Origin of the sequence: Allorhizocola rhizosphaerae (assembly GCF_003426775.1) — a bacterium.
Taxonomy (GTDB): domain Bacteria; phylum Actinomycetota; class Actinomycetes; order Mycobacteriales; family Micromonosporaceae; genus Allorhizocola; species Allorhizocola rhizosphaerae.
In genome coordinates, this window is the sequence record NZ_QJUG01000049.1 from 19,498 (window position 1) to 45,053 (window position 25,556).

The 25,556-nt window shown below is 68.2% G+C and carries 24 protein-coding genes and 1 pseudogene; 14 read left to right on the top strand and 11 right to left on the bottom strand.

What is annotated here, in order from left to right; translation table 11 throughout:
* The first annotated feature begins 160 nt into the window (after positions 1-160).
* Positions 161-3,823 (top strand): ATP-dependent RNA helicase HrpA, encoded by a 3,663-nt coding sequence (gene hrpA, locus DM816_RS12975; RefSeq protein WP_246001920.1) that lies wholly within the window; start codon positions 161-163, stop codon positions 3,821-3,823.
* Here hrpA and DM816_RS12980 read toward each other — a convergent pair.
* A complete protein-coding gene (locus tag DM816_RS12980) occupies positions 3,805-5,259 on the bottom strand; it encodes an MFS transporter (protein WP_117210491.1) in 1,455 nt (484 codons plus the stop codon). The two genes, hrpA and DM816_RS12980, sit on opposite strands and share 19 nt — an antisense overlap.
* Positions 5,260-5,362: 103 nt before the next feature.
* Between DM816_RS12980 and DM816_RS12985 the strand changes: the two genes are divergently transcribed.
* Entirely contained in the window at positions 5,363-6,199 is an 837-nt protein-coding gene (locus DM816_RS12985; RefSeq protein ID WP_117210471.1) for a helix-turn-helix domain-containing protein, read from the top strand.
* Here DM816_RS12985 and DM816_RS12990 read toward each other — a convergent pair.
* Together DM816_RS12990 and DM816_RS12995 are read right to left on the bottom strand one after the other, a co-directional pair.
* Entirely contained in the window at positions 6,196-6,921 is a 726-nt protein-coding gene (locus DM816_RS12990; RefSeq protein WP_117210472.1) for a hypothetical protein, read from the bottom strand. The genes DM816_RS12985 and DM816_RS12990 overlap by 4 nt on opposite strands.
* A 4-nt stretch (positions 6,922-6,925) precedes the next feature.
* Complete coding sequence (locus tag DM816_RS12995) at positions 6,926-7,471, bottom strand: hypothetical protein (protein ID WP_117210473.1); 546 nt, start codon at positions 7,469-7,471, stop codon at positions 6,926-6,928.
* A gap of 58 nt (positions 7,472-7,529) precedes the next feature.
* On the opposite strand from DM816_RS12995, the gene DM816_RS13000 reads away from it, so the two are divergent.
* Positions 7,530-8,042 (top strand): acyl-CoA thioesterase, encoded by a 513-nt coding sequence (locus tag DM816_RS13000; protein ID WP_117210474.1) that lies wholly within the window; start codon positions 7,530-7,532, stop codon positions 8,040-8,042.
* 2 nt (positions 8,043-8,044) lie between these two features.
* On the opposite strand, the gene DM816_RS13005 is transcribed toward DM816_RS13000, so the two are convergent.
* Positions 8,045-8,437 carry a type II toxin-antitoxin system death-on-curing family toxin gene (locus tag DM816_RS13005; protein WP_117210475.1) on the bottom strand — a complete coding sequence of 131 codons (393 nt, stop codon included), beginning with the start codon at positions 8,435-8,437 and terminating at the stop codon, positions 8,045-8,047.
* Positions 8,434-8,652, bottom strand: coding sequence for an Arc family DNA-binding protein (locus DM816_RS13010; RefSeq protein WP_162907394.1), 219 nt, complete (start codon positions 8,650-8,652; stop codon positions 8,434-8,436). The genes DM816_RS13005 and DM816_RS13010 overlap by 4 nt, the downstream gene beginning before the upstream one ends.
* A gap of 334 nt (positions 8,653-8,986) precedes the next feature.
* On the opposite strand from DM816_RS13010, the gene DM816_RS13015 reads away from it, so the two are divergent.
* Genes DM816_RS13015 through DM816_RS13030 form a run of 4 tightly spaced genes read left to right on the top strand, consistent with a single transcriptional unit; the run spans position 8,987 to position 14,306 of the window.
* A complete protein-coding gene (locus DM816_RS13015) occupies positions 8,987-10,993 on the top strand; it encodes an acetoacetate--CoA ligase (RefSeq protein WP_117210477.1) in 2,007 nt (668 codons plus the stop codon).
* A 30-nt stretch (positions 10,994-11,023) separates the two neighbouring features.
* Positions 11,024-12,208 (top strand): S8 family peptidase, encoded by a 1,185-nt coding sequence (locus tag DM816_RS13020; RefSeq protein ID WP_117210492.1) that lies wholly within the window; start codon positions 11,024-11,026, stop codon positions 12,206-12,208.
* Positions 12,209-12,265: 57 nt separating this feature from the next.
* Complete coding sequence (locus DM816_RS13025; protein WP_117210478.1) at positions 12,266-13,051, top strand: AfsR/SARP family transcriptional regulator; 786 nt, start codon at positions 12,266-12,268, stop codon at positions 13,049-13,051.
* A 46-nt stretch (positions 13,052-13,097) separates the two neighbouring features.
* Positions 13,098-14,306, top strand: coding sequence for a hypothetical protein (locus DM816_RS13030; RefSeq protein ID WP_162907396.1), 1,209 nt, complete (start codon positions 13,098-13,100; stop codon positions 14,304-14,306).
* On the opposite strand, the gene DM816_RS13035 is transcribed toward DM816_RS13030, so the two are convergent.
* Positions 14,272-14,994, bottom strand: coding sequence for a TIGR03089 family protein (locus DM816_RS13035; protein ID WP_117210480.1), 723 nt, complete (start codon positions 14,992-14,994; stop codon positions 14,272-14,274). The genes DM816_RS13030 and DM816_RS13035 overlap by 35 nt on opposite strands.
* Positions 14,995-15,123: 129 nt before the next feature.
* Between DM816_RS13035 and DM816_RS13040 the strand changes: the two genes are divergently transcribed.
* Together DM816_RS13040 and DM816_RS13045 are read left to right on the top strand one after the other, a co-directional pair.
* A complete protein-coding gene (locus tag DM816_RS13040; protein WP_117210493.1) occupies positions 15,124-16,281 on the top strand; it encodes a glycosyltransferase family 4 protein in 1,158 nt (385 codons plus the stop codon).
* Positions 16,282-16,323: 42 nt separating this feature from the next.
* The gene (locus tag DM816_RS13045) at positions 16,324-17,406 is read left to right on the top strand and encodes a mannose-1-phosphate guanylyltransferase (RefSeq protein ID WP_117210481.1); all 1,083 of its coding nucleotides are present in this window, start codon (positions 16,324-16,326) and stop codon (positions 17,404-17,406) included.
* Here the strand turns inward: DM816_RS13045 and DM816_RS13050 are convergent.
* Together DM816_RS13050 and DM816_RS13055 are read right to left on the bottom strand one after the other, a co-directional pair.
* A complete protein-coding gene (locus tag DM816_RS13050; RefSeq protein ID WP_117210482.1) occupies positions 17,357-17,668 on the bottom strand; it encodes a SemiSWEET family sugar transporter in 312 nt (103 codons plus the stop codon). The two genes, DM816_RS13045 and DM816_RS13050, sit on opposite strands and share 50 nt — an antisense overlap.
* A gap of 110 nt (positions 17,669-17,778) precedes the next feature.
* Positions 17,779-18,120, bottom strand: a complete 342-nt coding sequence (locus DM816_RS13055; RefSeq protein WP_117210483.1) for a Uma2 family endonuclease — start codon at positions 18,118-18,120, stop codon at positions 17,779-17,781.
* A gap of 54 nt (positions 18,121-18,174) precedes the next feature.
* Here DM816_RS13055 and DM816_RS13060 point away from each other — a divergent pair, with 54 nt between their 5' ends.
* Positions 18,175-19,149 (top strand): hypothetical protein, encoded by a 975-nt coding sequence (locus tag DM816_RS13060; RefSeq protein ID WP_117210484.1) that lies wholly within the window; start codon positions 18,175-18,177, stop codon positions 19,147-19,149.
* On the opposite strand, the pseudogene DM816_RS13065 reads toward DM816_RS13060, so the two are convergent.
* Positions 19,136-19,873, bottom strand: a pseudogene (locus tag DM816_RS13065) (coenzyme F420-0:L-glutamate ligase); the annotation flags it as partial. The gene DM816_RS13060 and the pseudogene DM816_RS13065 overlap by 14 nt on opposite strands.
* Complete coding sequence (gene cofD / locus DM816_RS13070; protein ID WP_211588673.1) at positions 19,873-20,790, bottom strand: 2-phospho-L-lactate transferase; 918 nt, start codon at positions 20,788-20,790, stop codon at positions 19,873-19,875. The pseudogene DM816_RS13065 and the gene cofD, both read right to left, overlap by 1 nt.
* A gap of 23 nt (positions 20,791-20,813) precedes the next feature.
* Here cofD and DM816_RS13075 point away from each other — a divergent pair, with 23 nt between their 5' ends.
* Together DM816_RS13075 and DM816_RS13080 are read left to right on the top strand one after the other, a co-directional pair.
* Positions 20,814-23,264: a bifunctional FO biosynthesis protein CofGH gene (locus tag DM816_RS13075; RefSeq protein WP_117210487.1), complete on the top strand. Its 2,451-nt coding sequence runs from the start codon at positions 20,814-20,816 to the stop codon at positions 23,262-23,264.
* Between the two features lie 449 nt (positions 23,265-23,713).
* Entirely contained in the window at positions 23,714-23,971 is a 258-nt protein-coding gene (locus tag DM816_RS13080) for a WhiB family transcriptional regulator (protein ID WP_020520129.1), read from the top strand.
* Positions 23,972-23,976: 5 nt separating this feature from the next.
* Here the strand turns inward: DM816_RS13080 and DM816_RS13085 are convergent, their stop codons facing one another.
* Positions 23,977-24,360, bottom strand: coding sequence for a metallopeptidase family protein (locus DM816_RS13085; RefSeq protein WP_246001924.1), 384 nt, complete (start codon positions 24,358-24,360; stop codon positions 23,977-23,979).
* Positions 24,361-24,514: 154 nt separating this feature from the next.
* Here DM816_RS13085 and DM816_RS13090 point away from each other — a divergent pair, with 154 nt between their 5' ends.
* Positions 24,515-24,868, top strand: a complete 354-nt coding sequence (locus DM816_RS13090; protein WP_117210489.1) for a DUF3499 domain-containing protein — start codon at positions 24,515-24,517, stop codon at positions 24,866-24,868.
* A gap of 303 nt (positions 24,869-25,171) precedes the next feature.
* Positions 25,172-25,556, top strand: a 385-nt coding sequence (locus tag DM816_RS13095; RefSeq protein WP_117210494.1) for an aldehyde dehydrogenase family protein, incomplete at its 3' end; no start/stop codon positions are given.

Below are 25,556 nucleotides of genomic sequence, written 5' to 3' on the forward strand. Positions count from 1 at the left end.
AACAGTTTAGCAGAGATGCGCCGAGCCGAGATCGCTGTATGCCCAGGGCGGTCCCGGCTCCACGACTCCCAAACCATCCGCGATGGGAGGCGACGAGGGTGCGGCGGGGAAAAATTAAACCGCTGGCAGTCGGACGGGGGTGGGCGCATATCTTGGTGGGGTGGCGCAGCATGGGCGAAGGACACAGGAGTGGGCGCGGCTTCGGGCCGAGTCGGTGCCCCCTATCCGGTACCCGGAGGAACTCCCGATCGTCCAGAAGCGCGACGCGATCGCCGAGGCCATTCGCGACCACCAGGTTGTGATCATTGCCGGTGAGACGGGCTCGGGCAAGACGACGCAGATCCCGAAGATCTGCCTGGAGCTGGGGCGCGGCATCCATGGGCTGATCGGGCACACGCAGCCGCGCCGGATCGCCGCGCGGACGGTGGCCGAGCGGATCGCCGAAGAGCTGGGCACGCCGCTAGGCACCACGGTCGGGTGGAAGGTCCGGTTCACCGATCAGGTGGGCGACCAGACGCTGATCAAGCTGATGACCGACGGGATCCTGCTGGCCGAGCTTGCGGGCGACCGGAGCCTGGGGCGATATGACACGCTGATCATCGATGAGGCGCACGAGCGGAGCCTCAACATCGACTTTATCCTGGGCTATCTGAAGCAGCTACTGCCCAGGCGGCCCGACCTCAAGGTGATCATTACCAGTGCCACGATCGAGACGGATCGGTTTTCGCGGCACTTCGACGGCGCGCCGGTGGTCGAGGTGTCGGGGCGGACCTATCCGGTGGAGGTCCGATATCGCCCGTGGGAAAGCGACGACCAGATCCAGGCGATCAGCGACGCGGTCGACGAGCTGAGTTTGGAGAGGCCGGGCGACATCCTGGTGTTCCTGTCCGGGGAGCGCGAGATCCGCGACACGGCCGACGCGTTGCGCCGCAAGAACTTGCGCAACACCGAGATCCTGCCCCTGTTCGCCAGACTGTCCACATCGGAGCAGCATCGGGTGTTCCAGCCGCATAAGGGCCGGCGCATCGTGCTCGCGACCAACGTGGCCGAGACCTCGCTCACCGTCCCCGGGATCAAGTATGTTATCGACCCGGGGACGGCCCGCATTTCGCGCTACAGCAACAGGTTGAAGGTGCAGCGGCTGCCGATCGAGCCGATTTCGCAGGCGTCGGCCAATCAGCGCAAGGGCCGATGCGGACGGACATCCGACGGCATCGCCATCAGGTTGTACGACGAGACCGAGTTCGAGTCGCGCCCCGAGTTCACCGAGCCGGAGATCCTGCGGACCAACCTGGCGAGCGTCATCCTGCAGATGACCGCGCTCGGGCTGGGCGACATCGCCGCGTTTCCTTTCCTCGACCCGCCCGACCGCAGGCACATCTCCGACGGCATAGCGCTGCTCAACGAGCTCGGCGCGCTCGACAACGGGCGCCTGACCTCGCTCGGGCGCAAGCTGGCCCAGCTTCCGGTCGACCCACGCCTGGCCCGCATGGTGCTCGAAGCCGACCGCAACGGGTGCGTGGCCGAGGTGCTCGTCATCACCTCCGCGCTGTCCATTCAGGACCCGCGCGAGCGGCCCGTCGACCGCGAGGCGGCGGCGCAGCAGTCACACGCGCGCTTCCGCGACAAGGATTCCGACTTCGTCACGTATCTGAACCTGTGGAACTACATCCGCGAGCAGCAGAAGGAGCTGTCGTCGAGCCAGTTCCGCAAGATGTGCAAGGCCGAATTCCTGCACTATCTGCGGGTGCGCGAGTGGCAGGATCTGCACGCGCAGCTGCGCCAGGTCGTGCGCGATCTCGGCTTCAGGCCCAACTCCGTGCCGGCCGACCCGCAACACGTGCACCAGTCGCTGCTCGCCGGACTGCTGAGCCACATTGGACTGTACGATCCGGACAAACGCGAATACCTTGGCGCCCGTGGCGCGCGCTTCGCCGTCTTCCCGGGCTCGGCGCTCTTCCGCAAAAACCCGCGCTGGGTGATGTGCGCCGAACTCGTTGAGACATCACGGCTTTGGGGCAGGGTCGCGGCGAAGGTCGAGCCCGAGTGGGCCGAATCGCTGGCGCAGCATCTCATCAAGCGCCAATACAGTGAGCCGCACTGGGAGAAGCGGCAGGCGGCCGTCATCGCCTACGAGAAGGTGCTGCTCTACGGGCTGCCGATCGTGGCCAAGCGCAAGGTGAACTTCGGCCGCATCGATCCCGTGCTCAGCCGGGAGCTGTTCATCCGGCACGCGCTCGTGGAGGGCGACTGGGACACCCATCACCGGTTCTTCCATGAGAATCGCGAGCTGCTGGAGGAGGTCGAGGAGCTCGAACACCGGGCCCGCCGCCGCGACATCCTGGTCGACGACGAGACCCTGTTCGACTTCTACGACCAGCGCATCCCGCCGGAGGTCGTGTCGGGGCGGCACTTCGACTCGTGGTGGAAGCGGGCGCCCAAGGATCTGCTGACCTTCCCCAAGGAGCTGCTCATCACGAAGGACGTGAGCATGGACGCCTACCCGTCGCGGTGGGGCGATCTGGAGCTCACGTATCAGTTCGAACCGGGTGACGCGGCCGACGGCGTGACCGTCCACATTCCACTGCCGTTGCTGAACCAGTTGTCTGCCAAAGGATTTGATTGGCAGGTGCCGGGTCTGCGTGAGGAGTTGGTGATAGCGCTCATCCGGTCGTTGCCCAAGACGATAAGGCGCAACTTCGTCCCGGTGCCAGACGTGGCCCGGGACGTTCTTTCGCAAGTCGACCCGGCCGAAGGCGTGCCCCTGCTGGAGGCGTTGGAGCGGGAGCTGCGCCGGCTCACCGGTGTCGTCGTGCCGCACGATGCCTGGGATCTGAGCCAGGTGCCCGATCACCTGAGGATGACGTTCCGGGTCGTGGACGACGGGGCAGTCGTGGGCGAGGGCAAGGATCTCGACGCGCTGAAGGAGTCGTTGCGCCCGCAGTCGCAGGCGGCCGTGGCCGAGGCCGCCGACGATCTGGAGCGGCACGGGCTGACCGCCTGGGACTTCGATGAGCTCCCCCGGGTGGTTGAGCGCACCCGCAGCGGGATCGCGGTAAAGGCCTACCCGGCGCTGGTGGACGAAGGCGAGACCGTCGGGATCGGGGTGTTCGATTCGGAGGGTGAGCAGTGGGGCGCGATGTGGCGCGGGACGCGCCGGCTGATCCGGATCGTGGCGCCGCCACCGCTGAAGTCGTTGCAGGGCAGGCTTTCCAACCAGACGAAACTCGCGCTGAGCCGTAACCCGCACGGCGGGGTGGGGCCGCTGCTGGACGATGTCGTGACGGCGGCGATCGACCGGGTGGTCATCGAGGCGGGTGGGCCGGCCTGGGACGAAAAAGCGTTTGAGGCGCTGGCCTCGCGCGCGCGTTCCGCGGTACCGAATAATATTCTTGAGATTTTAGGGCAGTTGGAACCCATTCTGCGGGCTTGGTATGAGGCTGATCGGCGTCTGCGGAGCATCACCAATGTGTTGCTCGTGCGATCGGTGAACGATGTCCGGGCACAACTCGACGGGCTCGTCTTCCCGGGATTCGTTGCGGCTACAGGGGTTCGGCGGCTACCGGATCTCGCTCGCTATCTGCGTGGGATCGAGATTAGACTGTCCAAATTGGTGGAGAACCCGCAGCGCGATCGCGAGCGGTTGCTCAAACTCGAAGAGGTGCTTGAGGAGTTTGACGACTACCGGGCAGGCAGGCCGGATCCGAGCGTGGTGCAGCAGGTCCGCTGGATGATCGAGGAGCTGCGGATCAGCTACTTCGCGCAGGAGCTCGGCACGGCCTACCCGGTCTCGGACGTGCGCATCTACCGCGCGATGCGGTGACGGGTGAAAAGGCCCAGCGCGATGTGCAGCAGGCCGGCCGCCACGACGGCCAGGTGCAGACCGTTGACGAAGGCCGTCTTCGCCTGCCCGGCCGTGGTGGGCGCGAGGCCCGGGAGTTGGAGCGTTTCGTCGAGGGTCGGGGCGAAGCCGGGCCCTTGAAGCCGGAAGACCAGGGCGGCGAGTGAGCCGAGGAGGGCGATGCCGAGCGCGTTGCCAATCTCGTTGCTTGTCTCCGCGATGGCCGCCGCCGAGCCGGCCCGTTCCGCGGGCACGGCGCCGACGGCGGTGTCGGCCACGACCGCGAACGAGATGCCGTAGCCGACGCCCGCGATGACCGTGGACGCGACGTACCAGGCGATCCCGCCCGTGATCGTCGTGGGGAGCAGGAGCAGCAGGCCGGCCGCGATGCAGAGGTGACAGGCGACGAGCGCGGCCCGTTTGCCGATGCGGTCGACCACAAGCGGTGTGACGATGCACATGACGGTGAGCACGACGGCACCGGGAAGCGCCAGGAGCGCCGCGCGCAGGACCGACAGGCCAAGGACGGATTGAAGATAAATCCCCGCCAGGTACGCGGTCGCCGACCACGCCGCCAACGGCAACAGCCCAGTGATGATCGCCACTGTGAAGAGTCGGTCACGGAACAGCGAGAACTCCATCAATGGGTGCGTGAGATGCCGCTGGCGTCGAACGAACCACACCAGTAGCACCAGGCCTGCGATAACCGCGACCACCGCAGCGGCCGACAGGCCCGCGGTGGCGGCATGCTTGAGCCCGTAGATCGTGATGAGGAGTCCGGCCGCGGAGAGCAGCACGCTGCGGGCGTCGACCCGACCGGGACGGGTCGCGCGCACCTCGCGAAGCAGGATCGGCGCGAAGCCCAGGAACAGCGCGATGACCGGAAGGTTGATCAGGAAGGCCGATCCCCACCAGAACCGTTGCAGCAGCACGCCACCGAGAACCGGGCCGATGGCGAACCCGGCGGCGAATGCGGCGGCGAAGATGCCGATGGCCTGCGCCCGCCGCCGCGGGTCGGCGAACAGTTCGCTCAACACGGCCAGCGCTGACGGCAGCAGAGTCGCACCGGCCACACCCATCAGCGCGCGGGCCGCGATCAAAAGCTCGGCACTCGGGGCGAACGCCGCTGCCGCCGAGCCGAGGCCGAAGACGGTCGCGCCGATCATGAGCAGCCTCAGCCGGCCGTACCGGTCACCGATGTTGCCGAACGCGATCAGCAGAGACCCGACGGCGAAGCCGTAGCCGTCGAGGATCCACAGGGCCTGATCGGCGGTCGGCTCAACGGCCTGGCTGATCCGGGGCATCGCCAGGAAGAGGATCGACCCGTCCATGGAGACAAGCAGTACGGGACCGAGGATCACCGAGAGCCCGAGCCAGGCCCGTAAGCCGGGGGAATTGCGCGTGTGCAGTGCAGACATGCCCTCGACGCTCGGGCCGGAGGCGCTCGACAACCATCCCTGTGCTGTGGGTACACCCAGCAGGTGCACCCTCATCCGTGCCCGGCGGCCTAGGCTCGATGTCGTGGAGAGCCTTGCCGCGTTCCTGAAAAGCCGCCGAGACCGGATCACCCCGGTCGAAATCGGGCTGCGGACCTACGGAACCGCTCGGCGGGTCCCCGGCCTGCGGCGTGAGGAGCTCGCCCAGCTCGCCGGGGTGAGTGCGGGGTACTACACGCGCCTGGAACAGGGCCAGGCCGAGACCGCCTCAAAGCAGGTGCTCGACGCCCTCGCCCGGGTCCTGCAGCTCGATCACATCGAGACCGTTCACCTGCACAATCTCGCGCGACAGCCGGCGAAGCAGGCGCTTTCCGAACCGCGCCGGGAGAAACCGCACCCGCGCGTCCTCGCGTTACTGGAATCGCTCGGTGAAACCATGCCCGCGATGGTCCTCGGCCGGCGGGGCGACGTGCTCGCGTGGAACCGCGCCGGGCACGCGCTCAAAGCCGAGCACATCCCGTTCGACGCGCCACAGGACCCGGCGCACCGGCCATCCACCCCACGGATGTTCTTCCTCGACCCGCTCAGCCGCGACCTGCACAGCAATTGGGACGAGCTGGCCCGCATCCACGTCGCCTACCTCCGGCTCACTGCGGGCCGGTATCCGACCGACGCACGCCTCGCCGAGCTGATCGGGGAACTCACGATCCGCAGCGACGAGTTCGCGGCGCTGTGGGCGACCGGGGACGTCGCGGACTGCACGGTCGGCACCATGCGCCTGCAACACCCCACGGTCGGCGCGCTGAGCGTCGCCTATCAGGTCTGGCTCCAGCCGGACAGTCCAGACCACCGGCTGGAGATCTACACCCCGAACGACTCAAGCTCCGCCGACGCGTTGCGCATCCTGGCGCACCAAAGCTAGTTGTCCTTGCGGTCCTTGCGGTCCTGCTCGATTTTGGCGGTGGGCGGTTCGTCGAGCACGCCGATGCGCAGGGTGTCATCGTCTGACACCGGGAGCATCTCGGGCGGCGGCGGGCTCGGCACGCGCTGCGGAAGCGGGTCGGCGTCGGCGGGCGGCGCGGAGACGACGGGCACGATCGGCGATTCCGCATTCGCCTGCGGATAGCGCAGCGACGGCGCCGGCACGTCGGGGTCGGGCACCATCCAGCTCCGGTCGTGCACGGGCGGGTAGTAGACCGGCCGATGGGTGGGCGCCGGAGGCGGGGGCGGCGGCACGGGTTGCGGGTCTTCGCGGCGCCAGCGGCGCGGCGAGAAGAGCGTGCCGATCAGCGGCACACCGAGCAGGATGCCCAGCCCCCACTGGCCGACCGCGTCGCCCATGTGCACGTCGAGCGGGCTGAACGCGGCCTTGTAACCGTCGATGTCGAACATGGCCCAGCCGCTCAGCCCGACCCCGGCGAGCCCCGCAAGGCCCGGCCCGAGGGGGGAGAGCCGGGCCATGACCAGGATCCCGTAGAGCACTCCCGCCAAGAGCAGCGCACCGAACGCGGCGATCGCCCCGAGCGGATCGACCGCCTTGTTGTCGTCGAGGGCGGATGCGAACGCGCTCAGCCCCGTGCCCGTCAGCAGGAACACCGACGGCGCGAAGACGAGGGCGATCAGGAGTGATCCGAGGTGACGCATGACATCAGGATGACTTATCGGTCCCACTGTCGGCAGTGGAGGCTGGGGCGGCCGGAAGCGAGGCCCACGCCTCCGGCTGCGGCTTCCACTCCACACTTTCCGAGGTCGCGGGGGTCGAGTCAAAAGCGGGAGCGGCCGGTGCCGGCTTTGCGCGCCACCGCGCGGGACTGAAAGCCGACAGCAGCAGCATGCCGCCGACCACGCCCAGCACGCCGGTGGTCAACGGGGTCGCCAGGTTGATGTCGTACGCGCCGATCTTGCGGGCGTCGCCGAACACATCGAGCGCGTACCGCGGTGCGAAGATCATGAACCCGGAAGCGCCGAGGAACACCAGCGACGCGATCAGGGCGCCCAGCGGCGAGGTGCGCAGGCTGCCGATCAGGCCGAGCAGCAGTCCAACCCCGACGATCAGCAGGCCGCCGAGGATGAAGTCGTTCTTGAAGTCGGACAGTGACTGCCCGCGGCTCGTGGCGCTCTGCCCGAAGGCGATGAGGAACCACGCGAGCGGCGCGAACAGCACGCCGAGGATGAGACTCCAGATATGGCGCATGGCCTCGGACGCTACCTGCCTCGCCGGGTGCTCACAAACGGAACGTAGGCTGGCCTGCATGATCGAGGGCCGTCCGACCGCGTACTCGCGGGTCACGCTGAGCCGCATCATGACCGCGCAGGACGTCAACCTGTACGGCACCGTCCACGGCGGCGTCATCATGAAGTTCGTCGACGACGCGGCGGGCGCGGCCGCCGCCCGGCACTGCGGGTTCAACGCGGTGACGGTCGCCATCGACGAGATTGCCCTGTTGGTTCCGGTACGGGTCGGGGACCTGGTGCACGCGAAGGCCCAGGTCAATTGGACCGGCAACACGTCGCTGGAGGTGGGTGTGACCGTGTTCGCCGAGCGGTGGAACGAGGCGGGGCGGGAGCCGGTCAACGTGGCGACGGCATATCTTGTGTTTGTGGGCGTCGATGCGTTCGGCAAGCCGCGGGAGGTGCCCGCCGTCATCCCGACCGAGGATTCGGACGAGCGCCGGTTCCGCGAGGCCGAGATCCGCCGCGCGCACCGCCTCTCCCGGCGCCGCGCCATCGAACAGCATCGCGAGTCGCCGACTGCGCCATCCTGAAATTACCCGCCGTAGAGGTCGATCAGGCGTGCCTCGATGTGAGCGACCTCCGTCAGTTCACCTTTGGCAACGGCGAGCATGAACGCCTCGGCCGCATCGACGTCGATGTCCGGGATGGCCACGCCATTGAGTGCGAGAAACGTTACCGCCGCGGCCCATGCCAGCCGTTTGTTGCCATCGAGCAGCGCATGATTCTGGCAGATGGAAAACAGCAACGCTGCCGCCTTGCCAAACAACGTCGGGTAGGCCGTCTGTCCAAACAGGACTGCACCTGGGCGGGCCGCCGCAGCCGCAAGCAAACCGGGATCGCGCACCACTGGTCGTCGGCCGAGAATCGTCTCAGCCAAGATGACGAGATCATCAACGGAGAGGTAGTCGATGTCGTCCGAGGTCATTGGGCGAGCCGCCGCAGCAGCTCACCATGACGCTCGACGATCTCCGCACCGACCTGGGCGACCCGCCGCGCACGTTGGCGGCTGCGCACATGTTCGCTGAGGGCGACGACAATGGCCGCGTTGATCGACCGATGGTCGGCAGCGGCCTCCTCCTTGATCGCCTGGTAAATGTCGGCGGGCAGCTTGAGGGAGGTCGTCACCATCTCCGTAGTCATACCAAAATAGTACCAGATTGGTACGATGACCGTATGGGCGCTTCACTCTGCGTCACGGGCGGCAATATCAAGACCTGCTGCCGTAACCACAACATCCGATAACCCGACTCAAATTCCTTTCCTGCTTCCCTGCGTTCGTGAATCGCTCCTGCATCACGGCAATGGTCGATATGCCGCGGAAGAGTTGCGCCCGTCTCGGGAGGTCGATGTTGTCGTTCTGACGGCCTTGTCTCGGCATCGAGCACACGGACGACATCGAGGCCGGCGTCGCGAACATTCGTGCCCCACTGCGCCCACATGGCGGGACGGGAAGGGCGTGAGGCAGGATGGCGGCGTGACTGTGCTGTGGACACCGGCGTCGGATGTGCGGCAGACCTCGCGCATCGGGGACTACATGCGCTGGCTTGGGCGGGAAGACGCGAGCTATGCCGAGCTGTGGGAGTGGAGCACCACCGATCTGGCCGGCTTCTGGAAGTCGATCTGGGAGTACTTCGGGGTTATCGCGCACAGCCCGTACAGCACCGTGTTGGCGGACGAGTCCATGCCTGGCGCGGACGGTTTTGACTCCGTTCAGGCGAAGCCGTGGTTCGGCGCGGGTGTGCGGGACCGCGAATCGGCTCCCGCACACCCGTTGGGGATCAAGTGGTTTCCGGGGGCCACGCTGAACTATGCCGAGCATGTGCTGCGCATGCCCGGTGTGGGCGACGACGAGCCGATCGTGCTGGGCTATTCGCAGACGCGGGCGCCGGTCACGCTCACCAAGGCGGAGCTGGTCGAGCAGGTGAGGAGAGCGCGGGCGGGCCTGGTCAGGTTGGGCGTCGGGCAGGGCGATCGGGTCGCTGCGTACCTCCCGAATATTCCGGAGACGTTCGTCCTCTTCCTGGCGGCGGCCAGCCTCGGGGCGATTTTCTCTTCCTGCGCGCCCGAGTTTGGGACGCGGAGCGTGACGGATCGGTGGACGCAGATCTCGCCGACGGTCTTGGTGAGTATCGATGGATACCGTTATGGCGAGAAGGTGGTGGATCGGCGTGCGGAGGTGGAGGCGATTCGCGCCGCGCTGCCGTCGGTCGAGCACACCCTCACGCTGTCCTATTTGGACGGCCAGGTCGGGCTGGGCCCGCTGAGCGAGGCGACCGACGAACCGCTGGCGTTCGCGGCCGTGCCGTTCGACCATCCGCTCTACGTGCTCTACTCCTCCGGCACCACCGGGCTGCCCAAGCCCATTGTGCACGGCCACGGCGGCATCCTGCTCGAACACCTGAAAATGCTTGCGCTGCATCACGATCTGGGCCCGGGCGACTGCTTCTTCTGGTTCTCGACCACGGGCTGGATGATGTGGAACTTCCTCGTGTCCGGCCCGGCCGTCGGCGCGTCGATCGTCATGTTCGACGGTAACCCGGGCCATCCGGACCTCGGCGCGCTGTGGCGGCTGGCCGAGGAGGCGGGCATGACGTACTTCGGGACGTCGGCGCCGTTCCTGCTCGCGTGCCGCAAGGAAGGGCTCGTGCCGCGCGAGATCGCCGACCTGTCGCGGCTGCGCGGGCTCGGGTCGACCGGTGCGCCGCTGCCGCCGGAGGGGTTCCGCTGGGTGTACGAGAACGTGAGCGCAAGCCTGCAGCTGCAATCGCTGAGCGGAGGCACCGACGTGTGCACCGGCTTTGTGGGCGCGTCTCCGCTCAACCCGGTCTACGAGGGCGAGATCGCGGCCCGCTGTCTGGGCGCGCGCGTTGAGGCCTACGACTCCGCGGGCAAACCGGTCATCGGCGAGCTCGGCGAGCTGGTGATCACCGCGCCGATGCCGAGCATGCCGATCGGATTCTGGGGCGACTCCGACGGGTCTCGCTACCGGGAGGCGTACTTCGAGACATACCCGGGTGTGTGGCGGCACGGCGACTGGATCACGATCACCGAGCGGGGCTCGTGCGTGATCACCGGGCGCTCGGACGCGACCTTGAACCGGGGCGGGGTCCGGCTCGGCACGGCCGAGTTCTACTCGGTGGTCGAGGGCCTGCCCGAGATCGCCGACTCGCTGGTCGTGCATCTGGAGGACACCAACGAGCTGATCCTGTTCGTGGTCTTGCGCGCAGGCGAGCTGGACGACCCCCTGAAGCGGAGCATCGCGGCCGAACTGCGCACCGCCCTCTCTCCACGACACATCCCGGACGCGATCTACCAGGTCGGGGCCGTGCCGCGCACGCTGAGCGGCAAGAAGCTGGAGGTGCCGGTCAAGCGGATCCTCACCGGAACTCCCGTCGAAACCGCCGCCGCCAAGGGCGCACTGGCCAACCCGGAATCGCTGAAAGCCTTCGAGGACCTCGCACACAACCGGATCGCAACATAACTCCAACCTCGGCCCGGTGTGCTGGGCCGCATGATGAAACGCATAGCCGTCGCCGCGTGTCTCGGTCTCGTGTTCTTCGCGGGGACGCCGGCCAACTCTGCCCCCAAGCCCGAACTCGGAGAGATCCTCAACGCGGGCGCCCCGAACGCCGTGCCAGGAAGCTACATCGTCGTGATGAAGCCCGGGATATCCACAATGGACGTCTCGACGTTCGGCGCGGCCACCCAGTACACCTACACCACCGCGCTCAAGGGATTCGCCGTCAAGGCGACCGAGCAGCAGGCCAAGCGGATCGCGGGCGACAAGCGGGTCGACTTCGTGGTGCAGGACCAGACGGTCAGCATCAACGTCAACGTACAGTCGCCCGTACCCTCGTGGGGCCTGGACCGCATCGACGAGCGCTCCCTCCCGCTGGACAACAAGTACCACTTCCCGAGCGTCGCCAACTCGGTGAAGGCCTACATCATTGACACCGGTATCCGGTTCACCCACCAGGAGTTCGGTGGCCGCGCGGTGCTCGGCATCGACACGGTCGGCGACGGCCAGAACGGCAACGACTGCAACGGGCACGGCACGCACGTGGCCGGTACGGTCGGCGGCCGTTCGGTGGGCGTGGCCAAGGGCGTGCGGCTGGTCGCCGTGCGCGTGCTCAACTGCGGTGGCGGCGGCACGTTCGCGGGTGTCATCGCGGGCGTGGACTGGGTGACCGCCGACGCGCTGCTCTCGCCGAGCGTGCGCAGCGTGGCCAACATGAGCCTCGGCGCGGTCGGCGCCAACGCGGCTCTCGAACTCGCGGTGACCACGTCGATCGCGGCCAACGTGCACTACTCGATCGCCGCGGGCAACAGCAACCTGGACGCCTGCGGCTTCACCCCGGCCCGCACCCCGCGGGCCACGACCGTCGGCGCGACCGACATCAGCGACAACCGCGCGGCGTTTTCCAACTTCGGCCCGTGCGTTGACCTGTTCGCGCCCGGTGTGAACATCTACTCGGCGTGGTCCACGGCCGACAACGCCTACAACACGATCAGCGGCACGTCGATGGCTGCCCCGCACGCCGCGGGCACGGCCGCGCTGTGGCGGCATCGCTTCCCGGCCGACAACGCGGACGTTGTTGCCGCGGCGCTGGTGGCCAACGCGACTCCGGGTGTCGTCGTCAACCCGGGCGCCGGCTCGCCGAACCTGTTGCTGTTCATGGGAATGGTGCCCATGTAAAGGTACCGACAGTGGCGATCGGCTCCGGCCGGTCGCCACTATCATCGATCTGTGACTATGTCTGTGGAGATCCGGCTGCTCGGGCCGGTGCAGATCGCGGGGGAGTCGGGTGCGGTCCGGCTCGGCGGGATCCGGATGCGCACGCTGTTTGGCCTGCTGGCCCTGCGGGCGCCCGACGTGGTCTCGCAGACCGCGCTGATCGACGGCGTGTGGGACGGCGACCCGCCCGCCAACGCGAGCAAGACGCTGCGCGCTCACATCGCCCACCTCCGCAAGCTGCTGGCCGACGGCGGTTGCCACGGGGAGCGGGCCCGAAAGGCAGGCAGGTGGGAGATCGACAGCCTGATAACCACCCGCTCTCCGGGGTACGCCCTGTGCGCTCCGGCCGAATCCCTCGACGTGCACTGGTTCGAGCATCTGGTCGACCGCGGGCGGCTGGCCGTGTCGCGGGGAGCGGTGGCGGCCTCGGTCGAAAACCTGCGCACGGCACTGAGCCTGTGGCGCGGCGACGCGCTCGCCGACTGCATGGCCGGGCGCTGGGCGCAGGCCGAGGTGACGCGGCTGCACGAGGTACGCATGGCCGTGACCGAGGAACTGCTCGCGGCCGAGCTCATGCTCGGCCGGCACGCCCGCGTCGTTGCCGAGCTGCAGTCGCTGGTGACCTGCTATCCGCTGCGCGAACGCCTGTGGGAGCTGCTGATGCTGAGCCTGTACGAGGCGGGGCGCCCGGGCGACGCGCTGCACGCCTACCAGCGCGCCCGCTCGACGATGGTCTCCGAGCTGGGCCTCGAACCGGGCCCACGGCTGCGCAACCTGGAGCTGGCGATCCTTAGCGGAAGTTGACCCGTTCCGCCCCGCGCCCAGCGATACTGAACCCGTGCTGTTCCGGATGGCACTATCGTTTGCGCTGCTCATGCCGGCCGCGCAGCAGGACCTGCTCGCCGTGCTTGCCCAGCAGCTGCAGAAAGACGTGGCCAAGGTCTGGACCCGCACGGGCGAGATCTGGCCGGGTGTGGATTTCGCCAACCATGCCATCGTGCTCACCGACGGCTCCCGTGCCCTGGCCATCGATCGCGAGGGCGCCACGGAAACGCCGATGCAGGACATCACCGCGCCGCAGCCGGGCGGGTTCGCGTTCACGACGTGGCAGGGGCGCGACGCCGTCGTGCTGACCCCATATCCGGGACAGACCGCGCGCGAGCTGTTTGAAACCGCGTCGCACGAGGCCTTTCATCAATACGTGCAAGATGATTGGGCGTCGCTGCGGCAGCTTCAGGGCGCGGGCAGCCGCGCCGAGCGTTACCCGTTGCGGGCCGAGCCGCGCGTGCTGCGCATGCAGCTGGCCAACGAGCTGATAGCCGGGCACTTGCCGGCCGCCGCCCACTGGCACACCCAGTGGGCGCAGCGTTATCCGGAGGAGGAGCAGGAGCTGCGCGCCACGGACATCGCCGAGGGCTCGGCAGAATACTTCGGGCGGCGCGCTGCGGCCCTCGCCGCAGACACCACCCCCGCCCTGAAACCCATGCAGGACAAGAACAAACAATACGAGTCCTATGCGATCGGCGCGGCCGCGCTGCTGCTGGCCGACCAGACCGGCCGGCCCGCGAAGCAGGATCTCAGCCGCGAGGTCCGGACCCCGGCCGCCGTCGTGCTGGACGGCGTGACGCCGGCCGCGCAGCCGGTCCCGGCCGGCCTTGCCCAGCGCATACAGGCCCAGACCGACGCCGAAAACGCCGCCCTGGCCGGCATCCTCGACCCGTATCTCAAGGCGTATCAAGAGAAAAGGCCGCTCCTGGTGGTTCCGGGTGCGTCCCTGGCCGGCAGCTTCCAGCCCACCGGCTTCTTTCAAGTCGAGGGGGTACCGGATGAGATCCTCACCGAGACGTCGGCCGCGTTCGATCTCTCCACGGGCGGGTTCGAGATCCGCGGCGTGACCGTCGGCATGGACGGCGGCGACTTCCTCGTGCCCATCGAGCCCGGCCAGCCGGGCGTGGAGCTCACCGACGGCAAACTGATCGTCGACACGCCCGACATGCGCGGCAGTTTTCAGGTCAAGGAAGAGCTCACGGACGGCCGACGATTGTTGCGCGCTCAGTAGCCGCGATTTTCTCCACCGACTCGACCCCCTGGCACAGCACGAGCGACGCTCCGGCCGCGATCGGCGCGACCAGGTAGTCCAGCGGCCGCGGGTGCGCGTCGATGTCGATCAGCACGCGAATTTCTTCCCGCCCCCCAGCCCTTCGGGCCCGCCCCCCTTCGCCGCGCTCGATGCCGAGCTCCTTGGCACGGGCGAGCGCACGCCGGGCCAGATCGCCGTGCGTCACCATGGTCGGCAGGCCGGACAGCGCGAGTGCGTCTTCGCGCGCGGGCGGGCCGCCGTAGTGATCGCCGTGGGCGCGGGCCGCGAGGACCCAGTCGCTCGCCGGGCTCGGATCCGGTACCGGCACAGCAAATGGGTGTAAACCAACGGCATAGTCGCATTCAGTCCCGGGTAGACCGAAGGTGACATCCGCGGTGACCGAGTCGGAGTGGGAGATGGACAGACCGGCGGTCCAACAGGCCAGCATGATCGAGGAAGTTTGCCAGTGCGGGGGAAGCTTGACCGCCGCGACGTCGCTCGGCCCGAGCCCGAGCTCGTCCACGAGCAGGTTGGCGGTCTTGGCGACCCAATTGGCAAGGGTCGCACCGGAAAGCTCGGTCCGCTCGTCGGGCCCATACCACGTCAAGCAGGGGCGTGCCGGGTCCGACGCCACATTATCCGCGAAGAGTGATGCCACCGTGACCACGCCGTCATGCTACTGACACGAACGATAGGCGGACATCGGAGATGGGCGACTCGGGGTTAGGCTAAAGGTGACTGCTGTGAAACGGCACACATTGTTGTGTCAGCCACACCCCCACAAGGAGTGTCCACCGTGACAATCGCACGTCCTCCCCGGGTGCTTGTGGACGCCACGAGCGTGCCCGCCGACCGTGGTGGCGTCGGACGCTACCTCGACGGATTACTCGGGGCTCTCGCGGCGCATTCCGACATCGATCTGGCAGTGGTCTGCCAGCGGACCGACCACGAGCGATACTCGCGCATGCTTCCCGAGGCTCAGGTGATCAGCGCTCCAGCGGCTGCAGCGCATCGCCCGGCGCGCCTGGCATGGGAGCAGACCGGTCTGCCCCTCCTCGCTGCACAGGTGGGCGCCGGTGTCCTGCACTCGCCTTTCTACACGTGTCCGCTTCGTGCCGGGTGCCCAGTGACGGTCACCGTGCACGACGCCACGTTCTTCACCGAGCCAGAGCACTACGACAAGTCCCGAGGCACGTTCTTCCGGTCGGCGATCAAGACATCGATGCGTCGCGCCGAGCGGGTCATCGTGCCGTCGAAGGCGACACGGGACGAGCTGATCAGGCTTCTCGACGCCGACCCGACGCGGATCGACGTCGCCTATCACGGCGTGGACCACAACGCCTTCCACGTGCCCACCGACGAGGAGAAGGCGCGGGTGCGGGCCCGGCTCGGGCTCAACTCTACATATGTAGCGTTCTTGGGGGCGAAGGAGCCCCGCAAGAACGTGCCCAACCTGATCCGCGGGTGGATCGCGGCCGTGAGTGACCGCCCCGACCCGCCGGCACTGGTGATCGCCGGAGGCCAGGGGCACGACGAGGAGATCGATCGGGTCGCGGCCGAGGTGCCCGCGCACCTGCGGCTGCTGCGCCCGGGATATCTGCGCTACGCGGACCTGCCCGGGTTCCTGGGCGGCGCGGTGCTGTGCGCCTACCCGTCGCACGGAGAGGGATTCGGCCTGCCGATCCTTGAGGCGATGGCGTGCGGCGCGCCGGTGCTGACCACCCCGCGCCTGTCCCTGCCCGAGGTGGGCGGTGACGCGGTCGCCTACACCGGGCCCGAACACGACCGGATCGCCGCCGACATGGCCGCACTGCTCGACGACCCGAAGCGGCGCGCGGAGCTGGGCGCCGCCGGACTCGCCCGGGCCAAGGAGTTCAGCTGGGCCTCCAGCGCGGAAGCGCACGTGGCATCGTGGGCACGCGCGGCAAAACCGCTGGTGGCAGGCAAACACTGACACGAGGACGAACAAGACATACCGATAGGGCATTATGGGCTGATGCTTCACGCCGTCATCCCCGCCGGGGGCAGCGGGACGCGCCTCTGGCCGCTGTCCCGCGCCGGGAATCCGAAGTTTCTGCACCCCCTGACGGGCACGGCGCAGACGCTGCTGCAGGCGACCGTCGCGCGCCTGTCAGACGTGTCGCCGCCAGCAGACACCCTCGTCGTGACCGGGGTCGCGCACGCGGCGGCCGTGGCGCGCCAGCTTCCCGAGCTGCCCGAGGCCAACATCATCATCGAGCCTTCGCCGCGCGACTCGTGCGCGGCGATCGGTCTGGCCGCCGCCATCATCGCGCGGCGCGACCCGCGGGCCGTCATGGGCTCATTCGCGGCCGACCACCTGGTGCGCGACCAGGCCCGGCTCACCGAGGTGCTCAAGCAGGCCGTGGCCGGGGCCGAGCGGGGCCTGCTGATGACCGTCGGCATCACGCCCACCCACGCGGAGACGGGCTACGGTTATCTCGAATGCGGCGACACCATCGACGGGCCGGTGCGGCGCGTGGCGCGCTTCAAGGAAAAGCCCAGCCTTGAGGTGGCGACCGAATATTTGAATTCCGGGCGGTACCTGTGGAATGCCAGCATGTTCGTCTGGCGCGTCGACGTGTTCCTGTCCGAGCTCAAGCGGCAGCAACCCTCCCTTCACGACGGTCTGCAGGCCATCGCGGCCGCATGGGGCACCGATGAGCAGGAGCGCGTGCTGGGCGAGATCTGGCCCACGCTGACGAAGATCTCGGTGGATTACGCGGTCATGGAGGGCGCGGCCGAGGCGGGCCTGGTCGCCACCGTGCCGGGCGACTTCGGCTGGACCGACGTCGGCGACTTCCACACGCTGGGCGACGTGCTGCCCACCGATGCGGCCGGCAACGTGCTCACCGGTGATGGCGCGGCCGACGTCCTGCTCGAAGACGTAACCAACACCATCGTGATCGGACAGTCCGGGCGGCTGGTGGCGGCGCTGGGCGTGCGCGACATCGTCATCGTGGACACGCCGGATGCGCTGCTCGTGTGCGACCGCTCCCGGGCACAGGACGTCAAGAAGCTTGTCGATGAGCTGAAGGCCCGGGGCGACTCTCGCCTCTGACCCGCCGCCGCAGCACGAGGGCGACCGCGATGGTCAGCACGGTGACGGTGATGGCCACGATATTGGGCACGATCAGCGCCCAATCGGCTCGCGCCACGCCGTAGCCGAGCCACAGCCCGAAGCCGGGCAGCAGGATGCCGAAATAGCCCAGCGAGAGATCCTCGGATGATCGGGTGCGCAGCATGCGGCGGATCTGCAGCACGGGCGCGAGAGCCATGAAGACGCCCCACACGGCGGCGAGAATGGCCAAGACGGTCACCATTGGCAGGTCACCTCGTGATGTGAGGCGCTCGGGCTGGTGAGCCGCGTCGACCGGCTAAAAGCGGGACGCGCGGGGTTGTCCCCGCGGCCTACGGCGAAGTTGACCGGAGGTCAACGAGCCACAGGGTCCGGCTCGTGGCGATCGGGAGCGCAAACGCGGCCACGGCCATGGTAGCCGGGCAGATCCGGACAACGACCGATGCCGCCATCTTCCCGCGACACTTCCACGCCGATGTTCGCAAGCACGGCATCGACATCGAGGTGACCTTCTCGAAGCATCCAGTGGGTCAGCCTCGCCACGATCTTTGCATGCTCGGTATCCGCGGGCGGCATGACAATGAGCGCTCCCCTGTCCAATTCATAGCGGTGAGTTGGCGCGGCCGCCGCCATTTCGGCGACGTCGTCCAGGGTGAGCGGCCGCGCTGGCAGGCTGATGTGCGCCTCGAGTGTCATGCGCTCCTCCTGGTGTCAGATCTTGGGGTTGAGGATACGCCGTACTGTTGTGTGATGCACTTAGTCGAGCTGAGCGCGGCCGGGAACGAGGCGAGCGATCTGCTGCGGGTCCACGATCCTGAGCTGCTGCGAGAGCTTGGCGCGCGGGCGGCGTACTGGACCGTGCTCGACGAGGGTCCGGTCGAGGAGTGCCTGGCGCTGCTCGTGCTGGGGCACGACGGGGCGTGGTCGGCGCGGCACGTGCGGGCCGACGCGGGCGGGCAGGCCGGGCGCACGGAGGACGCCGAGGCGCTGGCGTGGCACGACGGATGGGTCTATGTGCTCGGCTCGCATTTTGGCAAGAAGAAGGGTCCGCTGCGGCCGAAGCGGGCGTTCGTCGCGCGGTTCCGGGAGTCGCTCGCGCCCCGGCTGGAGATCGTGCGCAATCAGTTTGCCCTGCACCGCGCGGTGAACGACGCCGTGGCCGAGGTGACGGGCACACCCGCGCCGGGTGTGCGGGAGAGCTTCATCGCGGCGACGATGCGGCGCGGGCTGGAGAAGGGCCGTGCCTGGGTGGATTACCTGTTCGAGGACGATCATCCGATCAACGTGGAGGGGGCGGCGTTCACGCGCGCCGGGACGCTCCTGATTGGACTGCGGTGGCCGGTCTCAAAGGTGGGCGAACCGATTTTGGTCGAGGTGGAGTGGCCGTGGGGCGGCGCGCCCGTGGTCAAGGGTGTTCATGTGCTCCCGATCGGCGGCGGACCGCTGGGGATCCGGGCGGTTTCGGCCCGTGACGATGGGAGCTTCGACATCGTCGTGGGCTCGATCGACGCGCTGGACAAGGGTTCGGTGCTGCTCGACGAGCATCCGGAGGCGCGCGACGCGACGTGTGCGCATTACCGTTACGCGCTGGGCGGTGTGGCGCAGCTCGTCGCCGATTTGGCGCCGCTGCACCACGTCGAGGGAGTGTCCGAACTGGACGGACAGCCGCTCTACGTCACGGACGAGGATCACCGGATCGCGCTGTATCGCGTCCCAGCTCGATAGCCTCGGCGGTGCCCAGCGAAAAAAGGTCACTGGCGGCATCGCGGACCAAGGTGGGGACGATGCCGGCGGCGTCGGTGGTGCGCGTGATGAGCCCGCGCACAACCGCGACCGGCACGCGATCGACCTTGCCCTTCACCAGCTCGGCGGCGGCGGCGATCTCGTCGGCCACGGCCATCTGGGTGATCTGCAGCTCGTTGCCGTGCGGGTCGATCTCGCCGCGGTGGTCGCGCAGCGGCGCGATCCCGGCGCAGCCCAGGGCCATGTCGACCAGCCCGTTGCGCCAGGGCCGGCCCGCCGTGTCGCTGATGATGACCGCGACATCGAGGCCGTGGCGCTCGCGGAACGCGGCCCGCAGCGAACGTGCCGAGCCGTCGGGGTCCTTGGGCAGCAACACCAGCTGCGAACGGTCCACATTGGAGTTGTCGATCCCGGCGGACGCCATGACAAACCCGTGATGCGTCTGCACGATGCGCGTCTGCCCGCGCGTGGCCACGATCCGCGCGGTCTCGGAGCGCAGCACCTCCTCGCGGGCGGCCTCGCGCTCGGGCCCGGCGGTGGGCACGTCGGCCAGCTGTCCCTCCGCCTTGGACACGATCTTGCTGGTGACCACAAGGATGTCGTTGTCGGCGAGCCACGGGGCCGCTTCGGCGATCAGGCCGACGATGTCGTCGCCCGGACGCACCTCCGGGATGCCGCGCACGGGAAGCACGCTGAAGCCGTCCATCAGGGCAGGCTTTCCACGGCGACGCGCACCATCTCGGCGGTGGCCTCGGGTGAGGTCATGTAGAGCGGGGTGGGGATGACGCCGACCCCTTCGACCTCGGTGGCCCGGTCCACGGGGTCGACAAGCCACGACTTCAAGAGCTCACCGCCATACATGCGGCCGACACCCTGGGCCGAGCATTCCACGCCCACCGCGGACAGGCACTTGTCGGCCATGCCGCGCACCGGCGCGCCGCCGATGATGGGCGAGACGCCGGCGACGGGCGCGGTGAGGGCCTCACGGATGCCGGGGACCGCGAGGATGGGCGCGATCGACACGACCGGATTGCTGGGTGCGAGCAAAATCACGTCCGCCTCGGCCAGCGCTTCGAGCACGCCCGCGGCCGGCTTGGCCGACTCCGCCCCGACAAAGACGAAGTTGCTCGCGGGCAGCTCGGCCCGGTGGCGTACCCACCATTCTTGAAAATGAATTGCCTCTTCAGCCAGTACCACGTGGGTCTCAAGCCGGTCGTCGGTCGCGGGAAGCAGCGTTATGCCGGGCTGCCAGCGCTCGCACAGCGCGGCCGTGACGGCCGACAGCGGATAACCGGCGTTGAGCAGGTTGGTGCGGACCAGATGGGTCGCGATGTCGCGGTCGCCAAGCCCAAACCACGTCGGCTCGGCCTGGTAACTCGCGAGCTCCTCCTTGACCTTCCACGACTCGTCGGCCCGGCCCCAACCACGATCGGGGTCGATGCCTGCGCCCAGCGTATACATCACCGAGTCCAGGTCGGGGCAGATGCGCAGGCCGTGCATCCACACGTCGTCGCCGACGTTGACGATCGCCGTCACGTCGGCGCCGTGGCGCTCGGCGTAGGCGCGCACACCCAGGAGGAAGCGAGCACCTCCGATGCCGCCCGCCAGCACAACAATCCGCATGAGTCCCATCGTAGGCTGGGCGGATGAGTGAGATCTCTCGCGCCCTCGCGCGGGCCGCCGCGGGGAAGGCGCTCGATCTCGGCGAGGCCACGGCTTTGCTGGGTGCGCGTGGGCCGGAGCTGGACGAGCTGCTCGCGCTGGCCTCGTCGGTGCGCGACATCGCCAATCCCGCGAGGGTCATCACGTACTCGAAAAAGGTCTTCATCCCGCTGAGCCGGCTGTGCCGGGACCGATGCCACTACTGCACGTTCGCGACCGTGCCGCACCGGCTGCCCGCCGCCTACCTGGATCGCGACGAGGTGCTTGAGATCGCGCGCCAGGGCGCGGCGCTCGGGTGCAAGGAGGCCCTGTTCACGCTCGGCGACCGGCCCGAGGACCGGTGGCCCGCGGCGGCACAGTGGCTCGAAGAGCGCGGCTATGCGTCCACACTGGACTATCTGCGGTCGGTCGCGATCGCGGTGCTGGAGGAGACGGGGCTGCTGCCGCACCTCAACCCGGGCGTCATGAGCTGGGCCGACCTGCAGCGGCTGCGGCCCGTTGCGCCGAGCATGGGCATGATGCTCGAAACGACCGCGACCAGGTTGTGGGAGTCCAAGGACGGGCCGCACTACGGATCGCCGGACAAGGAACCGGCCGTGCGGTTGCGCGTGCTGGAGGATGCAGGCCGGGTGGGAGTGCCCTTCACCACGGGAATTTTGATTGGTATCGGTGAAACGCACGCCGAGCGGGTCGAGTCGATTTTCGCGATCCGGCGGGTGCACCGGCAGTACGGGCACATTCAAGAGGTGATCGTCCAGAACTTCCGCGCGAAGGCGGACACGGCCATGCGGTCCGTGCCTGACGCGACGGTCGAGGATCTGGCGGCGACGACCGCTGTCACGCGGCTGCTGCTCGGGCCCGGGATGCGGGTGCAGGCGCCGCCGAACCTCATCGACGGGTCGTTCGAGTTGCTGGTACGGGCGGGGATCGACGACTGGGGCGGGGTGTCGCCGTTGACGCCCGACCACGTGAATCCCGAGCGGCCGTGGCCGTTCTTGGACGATTTGGCGCGCGCGACGGCCGATGCCGGCTTCTCCTTGAGAGAGCGCCTCACGGTGTATCCGTCCTATGTGGTCGCTGCCGAGCGGTGGATCGACCCGCGGCTCATGCCGCACGTGTCGGCTTTGGCGGCGCCTGATGGTCTCGCTGTCGAGTCGGCGCCGGTGGCCGGGCGACCGTGGCAGGAGCCCGATGCGGTCGTGTCCACCGGGCGCGTCTCACTCAACGAGGACATCGACACCACAGGGCGCAGTTCGGATCGGCGGGGCGACTTCGACACGGTGTATGGGGATTGGGCCTCGTTGAGCGTGCCGTCTTTTCTCGGCGCGGGCGGCGACGTGGGTCTCGGATTGCGCATCGCGCGGTCCGATCCGGCGGCGTTGCTGCACCCCTCGTCCGAAGCCGCGGCGTTGGCGTTGTTCCAGGCGACCGGGGAGGCGCTGGACGAGCTGTGCCGGATCGCCGACGACGTGCGCGCCGACACGGTCGGCGACGACGTGACCTATGTGGTCAATCGCAACATCAACTTTTCGAACGTCTGCTACGTCGGGTGCCGGTTTTGCGCGTTCGCACAGCGGGAACGCGACGCCGACGCCTATCGGCTGGACGTGGCGCAGGTCGCGCAGCGCGCGTTCGAGGCGTGGGAGGACGGCGCCACCGAGGTCTGCATCCAGGGCGGGATCGACCCCAAGCTGCCCATCTCCATATACGCGGAGATGGTGCGCGCGATCAAGGAGCGGGTGCCGGGCTTGCACGTGCACGCGTATTCGCCCATGGAGATCGTGACCGCCTCCGCCAAGGCGGGAGCCTCCATTCGCGACTGGCTGACGGAGCTGAAGGAGGCGGGCCTCGACACGATCCCGGGCACGGCCGCCGAGATCCTGGACGACGAGGTGCGCTGGATCCTGACGAAGGGAAAGCTGCCAACGTCCGCATGGATCGAGGTCGTGGAGACGGCGCATTCGCTGGGCATCCGGTCGAGCTCGACCATGATGTACGGGCATGTGGACAACCCGCGGCACTGGCTCGGCCATTTCCGGGTGCTGGCCGAGGTGCAGGACCGCACGGGCGGGTTCACCGAGTTCGTCGCGCTCCCGTTTGTGCACACCAACTCGCCGATCTATCTGGCGGGTGTCGCGCGGCCCGGGCCCACGTGGCAGGAAAATCGTGCCGTGCACGCGATGGCGCGGCTGCTGCTGCACGGGCGCATCCCCAACATCCAGTGCTCGTGGGTGAAGCTCGGTGACGAGGGGACCGTCGCGATGCTTCGAGGAGGGTGCAACGACCTGGGGGGTACCCTCATGGAGGAAACGATTTCGAGAATGGCCGGTTCATCCCACGGCTCGGCACGCACGGTGGCCCAGTTGCACGGCATCGCGGCCGCCGCCGGACGCCCGGCGCGCCAGCGAACGACCGCCTACAGCGTTCTGCCGTAAAGCGCTGCCGCAAATTTGTCACACCACACCATCGAGACATCCTCGAATCCTCCTTTTTGGCCGAGGCGACCTGCGTGTCGTCAAGTGCGACACGCCGAAGAAATTTCTTCGGCGACACGCCAGGGAACCCCGTTACCGCAGGCGGGTCTGGATCGATAGGGACGTGAACAGACGGTTGGAGTGACGGCCCTAATAGCAAACTCGGCTTGACTATGCACGGATGACACGCGTGTAATTCTCTCGGGTCGGGGGAGCGATGATTGGAGCCACATCGCCGCCAATGTGGACGGTCATACGCCTTCCAGGCGACGTGGAGGTCTCGCAAGGGGATCCGCCGAAGCGGCGGGACTCCAGGTGAACACCGTGTTGCCGGGAAAAGAAAGGGAAGGCGCCATGTTCGTTGGGGGGTTGCGCCGGGTAAGCCCGGCGGCATGAAGGAGGCAGCGGAGATGGACGGTCAACCCGTCGTGGCGGATCTGCTGGGCAACGCGCCGGAATGGCAGGAGCGTGCCCTGTGTTCGCAGACGGACCCTGAAGCGTTCTTTCCCGAGAAAGGCGGCTCCACTCGCGAGGCCAAGCGGATCTGCTCGCGGTGCGAGGTCAAATCGGAGTGTCTGGAATATGCGCTGGCGCACGACGAGCGGTTCGGCATCTGGGGTGGACTGTCCGAACGCGAGCGCCGCAAACTCAAGCGCCGCGCGATCTGAGCGACTCAGGGAGCCAAATCGTCGGGGGAGAGACCGAGCAGGTTCGCCACCTGTTCGACGATGACGTCGCGGATGAGCGTGCCCAGGTCGTCGCGATCCTGCGCGCGGAACTCCAGCGGCCGGCGATAGACCACGATCCTGGGCGGCACGCCGTGCCGCCCAGGACGCCCGGGAAGCAGGCGAGCCAGCGGCACCCGCCCGTCTTCGAGCACATCGGAGTCGTAGACGTTGAGCTCCGGTGGCACATCCTCCACCGCGAACTCGACCCCGGCCAGCTCGGCGGCATAACGTGCCTCCAGCGACTCGACCGTGTCGAGCACCAGGTCATCGAAGATCTCTGCCTTCGTCCGCGCCAAGGGCACGCTGGCGGGCACGAGCCGGCCGCGCATGCCCCGGCCGTGCCGATCACGGCGGCGGCGCCACGCGGCGGGTCGGCGGCTGGCTCGACTTGTCACTTGGCCAATCTAGCGCGTGATCTTGCCTCGGCGTGTCGTCCACGCCACGGGGCGGGAATGTCGGTGGGGTCCGATAACGTCACACGCCGTGAGGTCTCCACGGCGTTGCTCGCGCAACGGCTGCCCGAGACAGGCAGTCGCCACGTTGACCTATGTCTATGCAGAGTCGACCGCCGTGGTCGGGCCGCTCGCGGTCAACCCCGAGCCGCACACCTATGACCTGTGCGAATCTCACGCCCGCAGCCTGACCGCACCGCGCGGGTGGGAGCTGGTGCGCTATGACGGCGAGTTCGAGCCGCCCCCACCGACCACCGACGACCTCGTCGCCCTCGCCGACGCGGTCCGCGAGGCGGCACGCCCCTCCCGAGCAGCCGACCCCGCGACACCGCCCCCGCCGCCAACCCGTCGCGGCCACCTCCGCGCCGTCCCCCCACCCCAATAACCCGCCGTCCTTTTTCGCATCGATCATGAACTTATGTCCATGTTCGACGGCGTGTGGTGGACGTAACTTCATGATGACGCGAAAGCGGTGGTCCAGGTTGGACCAGAGGCGACTGCGTGGGCGGTTGAGCGGGTTCGGGGTGCGGGTTGGCGATGCTGAACAGCTTGCCGGGGCGGCACGAGCAGGGCGTCGCCGGCGTGGACCGTGTGGGCGGTCTTGCGCGAGCTGCTGAGCGGGATCGTCGAGCGCGATGGGCAGGAGGATGACCTCGCCCGCGTCCTGCGGCCGTTCTAGGGTTGGGGTGTGACGACAAGCTTCTGGGTGGCCGGGGAGCCGGCGACCGGCGATGACGTGGTGACGGTGCGCAGCCCGGTGGATGGCCGGGAGGTCGGGCGAACGAGCTTCGCGACCGAAGCGCAGGTCGAGGAGGCGATCGCCGCGGCGGCCGGAGTGGCGCAGGAGGCCGCGTTGCTGCCCGCGTCGATCCGGGCCGCCGCGCTCGATCACGTGAGCCGGACCATCGAGGCGCGGGCCGACGAGGTGGCCGCGCTGATCACCGCCGAGAACGGCAAGCCCGCGATGTGGGCCAAGGCCGAGGTCGGGCGGGCCGTGTCGACGTTTCGATGGGCGGCCGAGGAGGCCCGGCGGTTCTCGGGCGACCTGATGCGCCTCGACACCGATCCGATCG

Coding starts and splice junctions, on each gene's coding strand:
- cofD (WP_211588673.1), bottom strand. CDS start 20,790: ATGCGGATTGTTGTGCTGGCGGGCGGCATCGGAGGTGCTCGCTTCCTC.
- DM816_RS13060 (WP_117210484.1), top strand. CDS start 18,175: ATGCACTTAGTCGAGCTGAGCGCGGCCGGGAACGAGGCGAGCGATCTG.
- DM816_RS13000 (WP_117210474.1), top strand. CDS start 7,530: ATGATCGAGGGCCGTCCGACCGCGTACTCGCGGGTCACGCTGAGCCGC.
- DM816_RS13085 (WP_246001924.1), bottom strand. CDS start 24,360: ATGCGCGGCCGGCTCGTGCCCGCCAGCGTGCCCTTGGCGCGGACGAAG.
- DM816_RS13025 (WP_117210478.1), top strand. CDS start 12,266: ATGTCTGTGGAGATCCGGCTGCTCGGGCCGGTGCAGATCGCGGGGGAG.
- DM816_RS13050 (WP_117210482.1), bottom strand. CDS start 17,668: ATGGTGACCGTCTTGGCCATTCTCGCCGCCGTGTGGGGCGTCTTCATG.
- DM816_RS13020 (WP_117210492.1), top strand. CDS start 11,024: ATGATGAAACGCATAGCCGTCGCCGCGTGTCTCGGTCTCGTGTTCTTC.
- DM816_RS13045 (WP_117210481.1), top strand. CDS start 16,324: ATGCTTCACGCCGTCATCCCCGCCGGGGGCAGCGGGACGCGCCTCTGG.
- DM816_RS13005 (WP_117210475.1), bottom strand. CDS start 8,437: ATGACCTCGGACGACATCGACTACCTCTCCGTTGATGATCTCGTCATC.
- DM816_RS12995 (WP_117210473.1), bottom strand. CDS start 7,471: ATGCGCCATATCTGGAGTCTCATCCTCGGCGTGCTGTTCGCGCCGCTC.
- DM816_RS12980 (WP_117210491.1), bottom strand. CDS start 5,259: ATGTCTGCACTGCACACGCGCAATTCCCCCGGCTTACGGGCCTGGCTC.
- DM816_RS12990 (WP_117210472.1), bottom strand. CDS start 6,921: ATGCGTCACCTCGGATCACTCCTGATCGCCCTCGTCTTCGCGCCGTCG.
- DM816_RS13080 (WP_020520129.1), top strand. CDS start 23,714: ATGGACGGTCAACCCGTCGTGGCGGATCTGCTGGGCAACGCGCCGGAA.
- DM816_RS13010 (WP_162907394.1), bottom strand. CDS start 8,652: ATGACTACGGAGATGGTGACGACCTCCCTCAAGCTGCCCGCCGACATT.
- DM816_RS13075 (WP_117210487.1), top strand. CDS start 20,814: ATGAGTGAGATCTCTCGCGCCCTCGCGCGGGCCGCCGCGGGGAAGGCG.
- DM816_RS13030 (WP_162907396.1), top strand. CDS start 13,098: ATGGCACTATCGTTTGCGCTGCTCATGCCGGCCGCGCAGCAGGACCTG.
- DM816_RS13055 (WP_117210483.1), bottom strand. CDS start 18,120: ATGACACTCGAGGCGCACATCAGCCTGCCAGCGCGGCCGCTCACCCTG.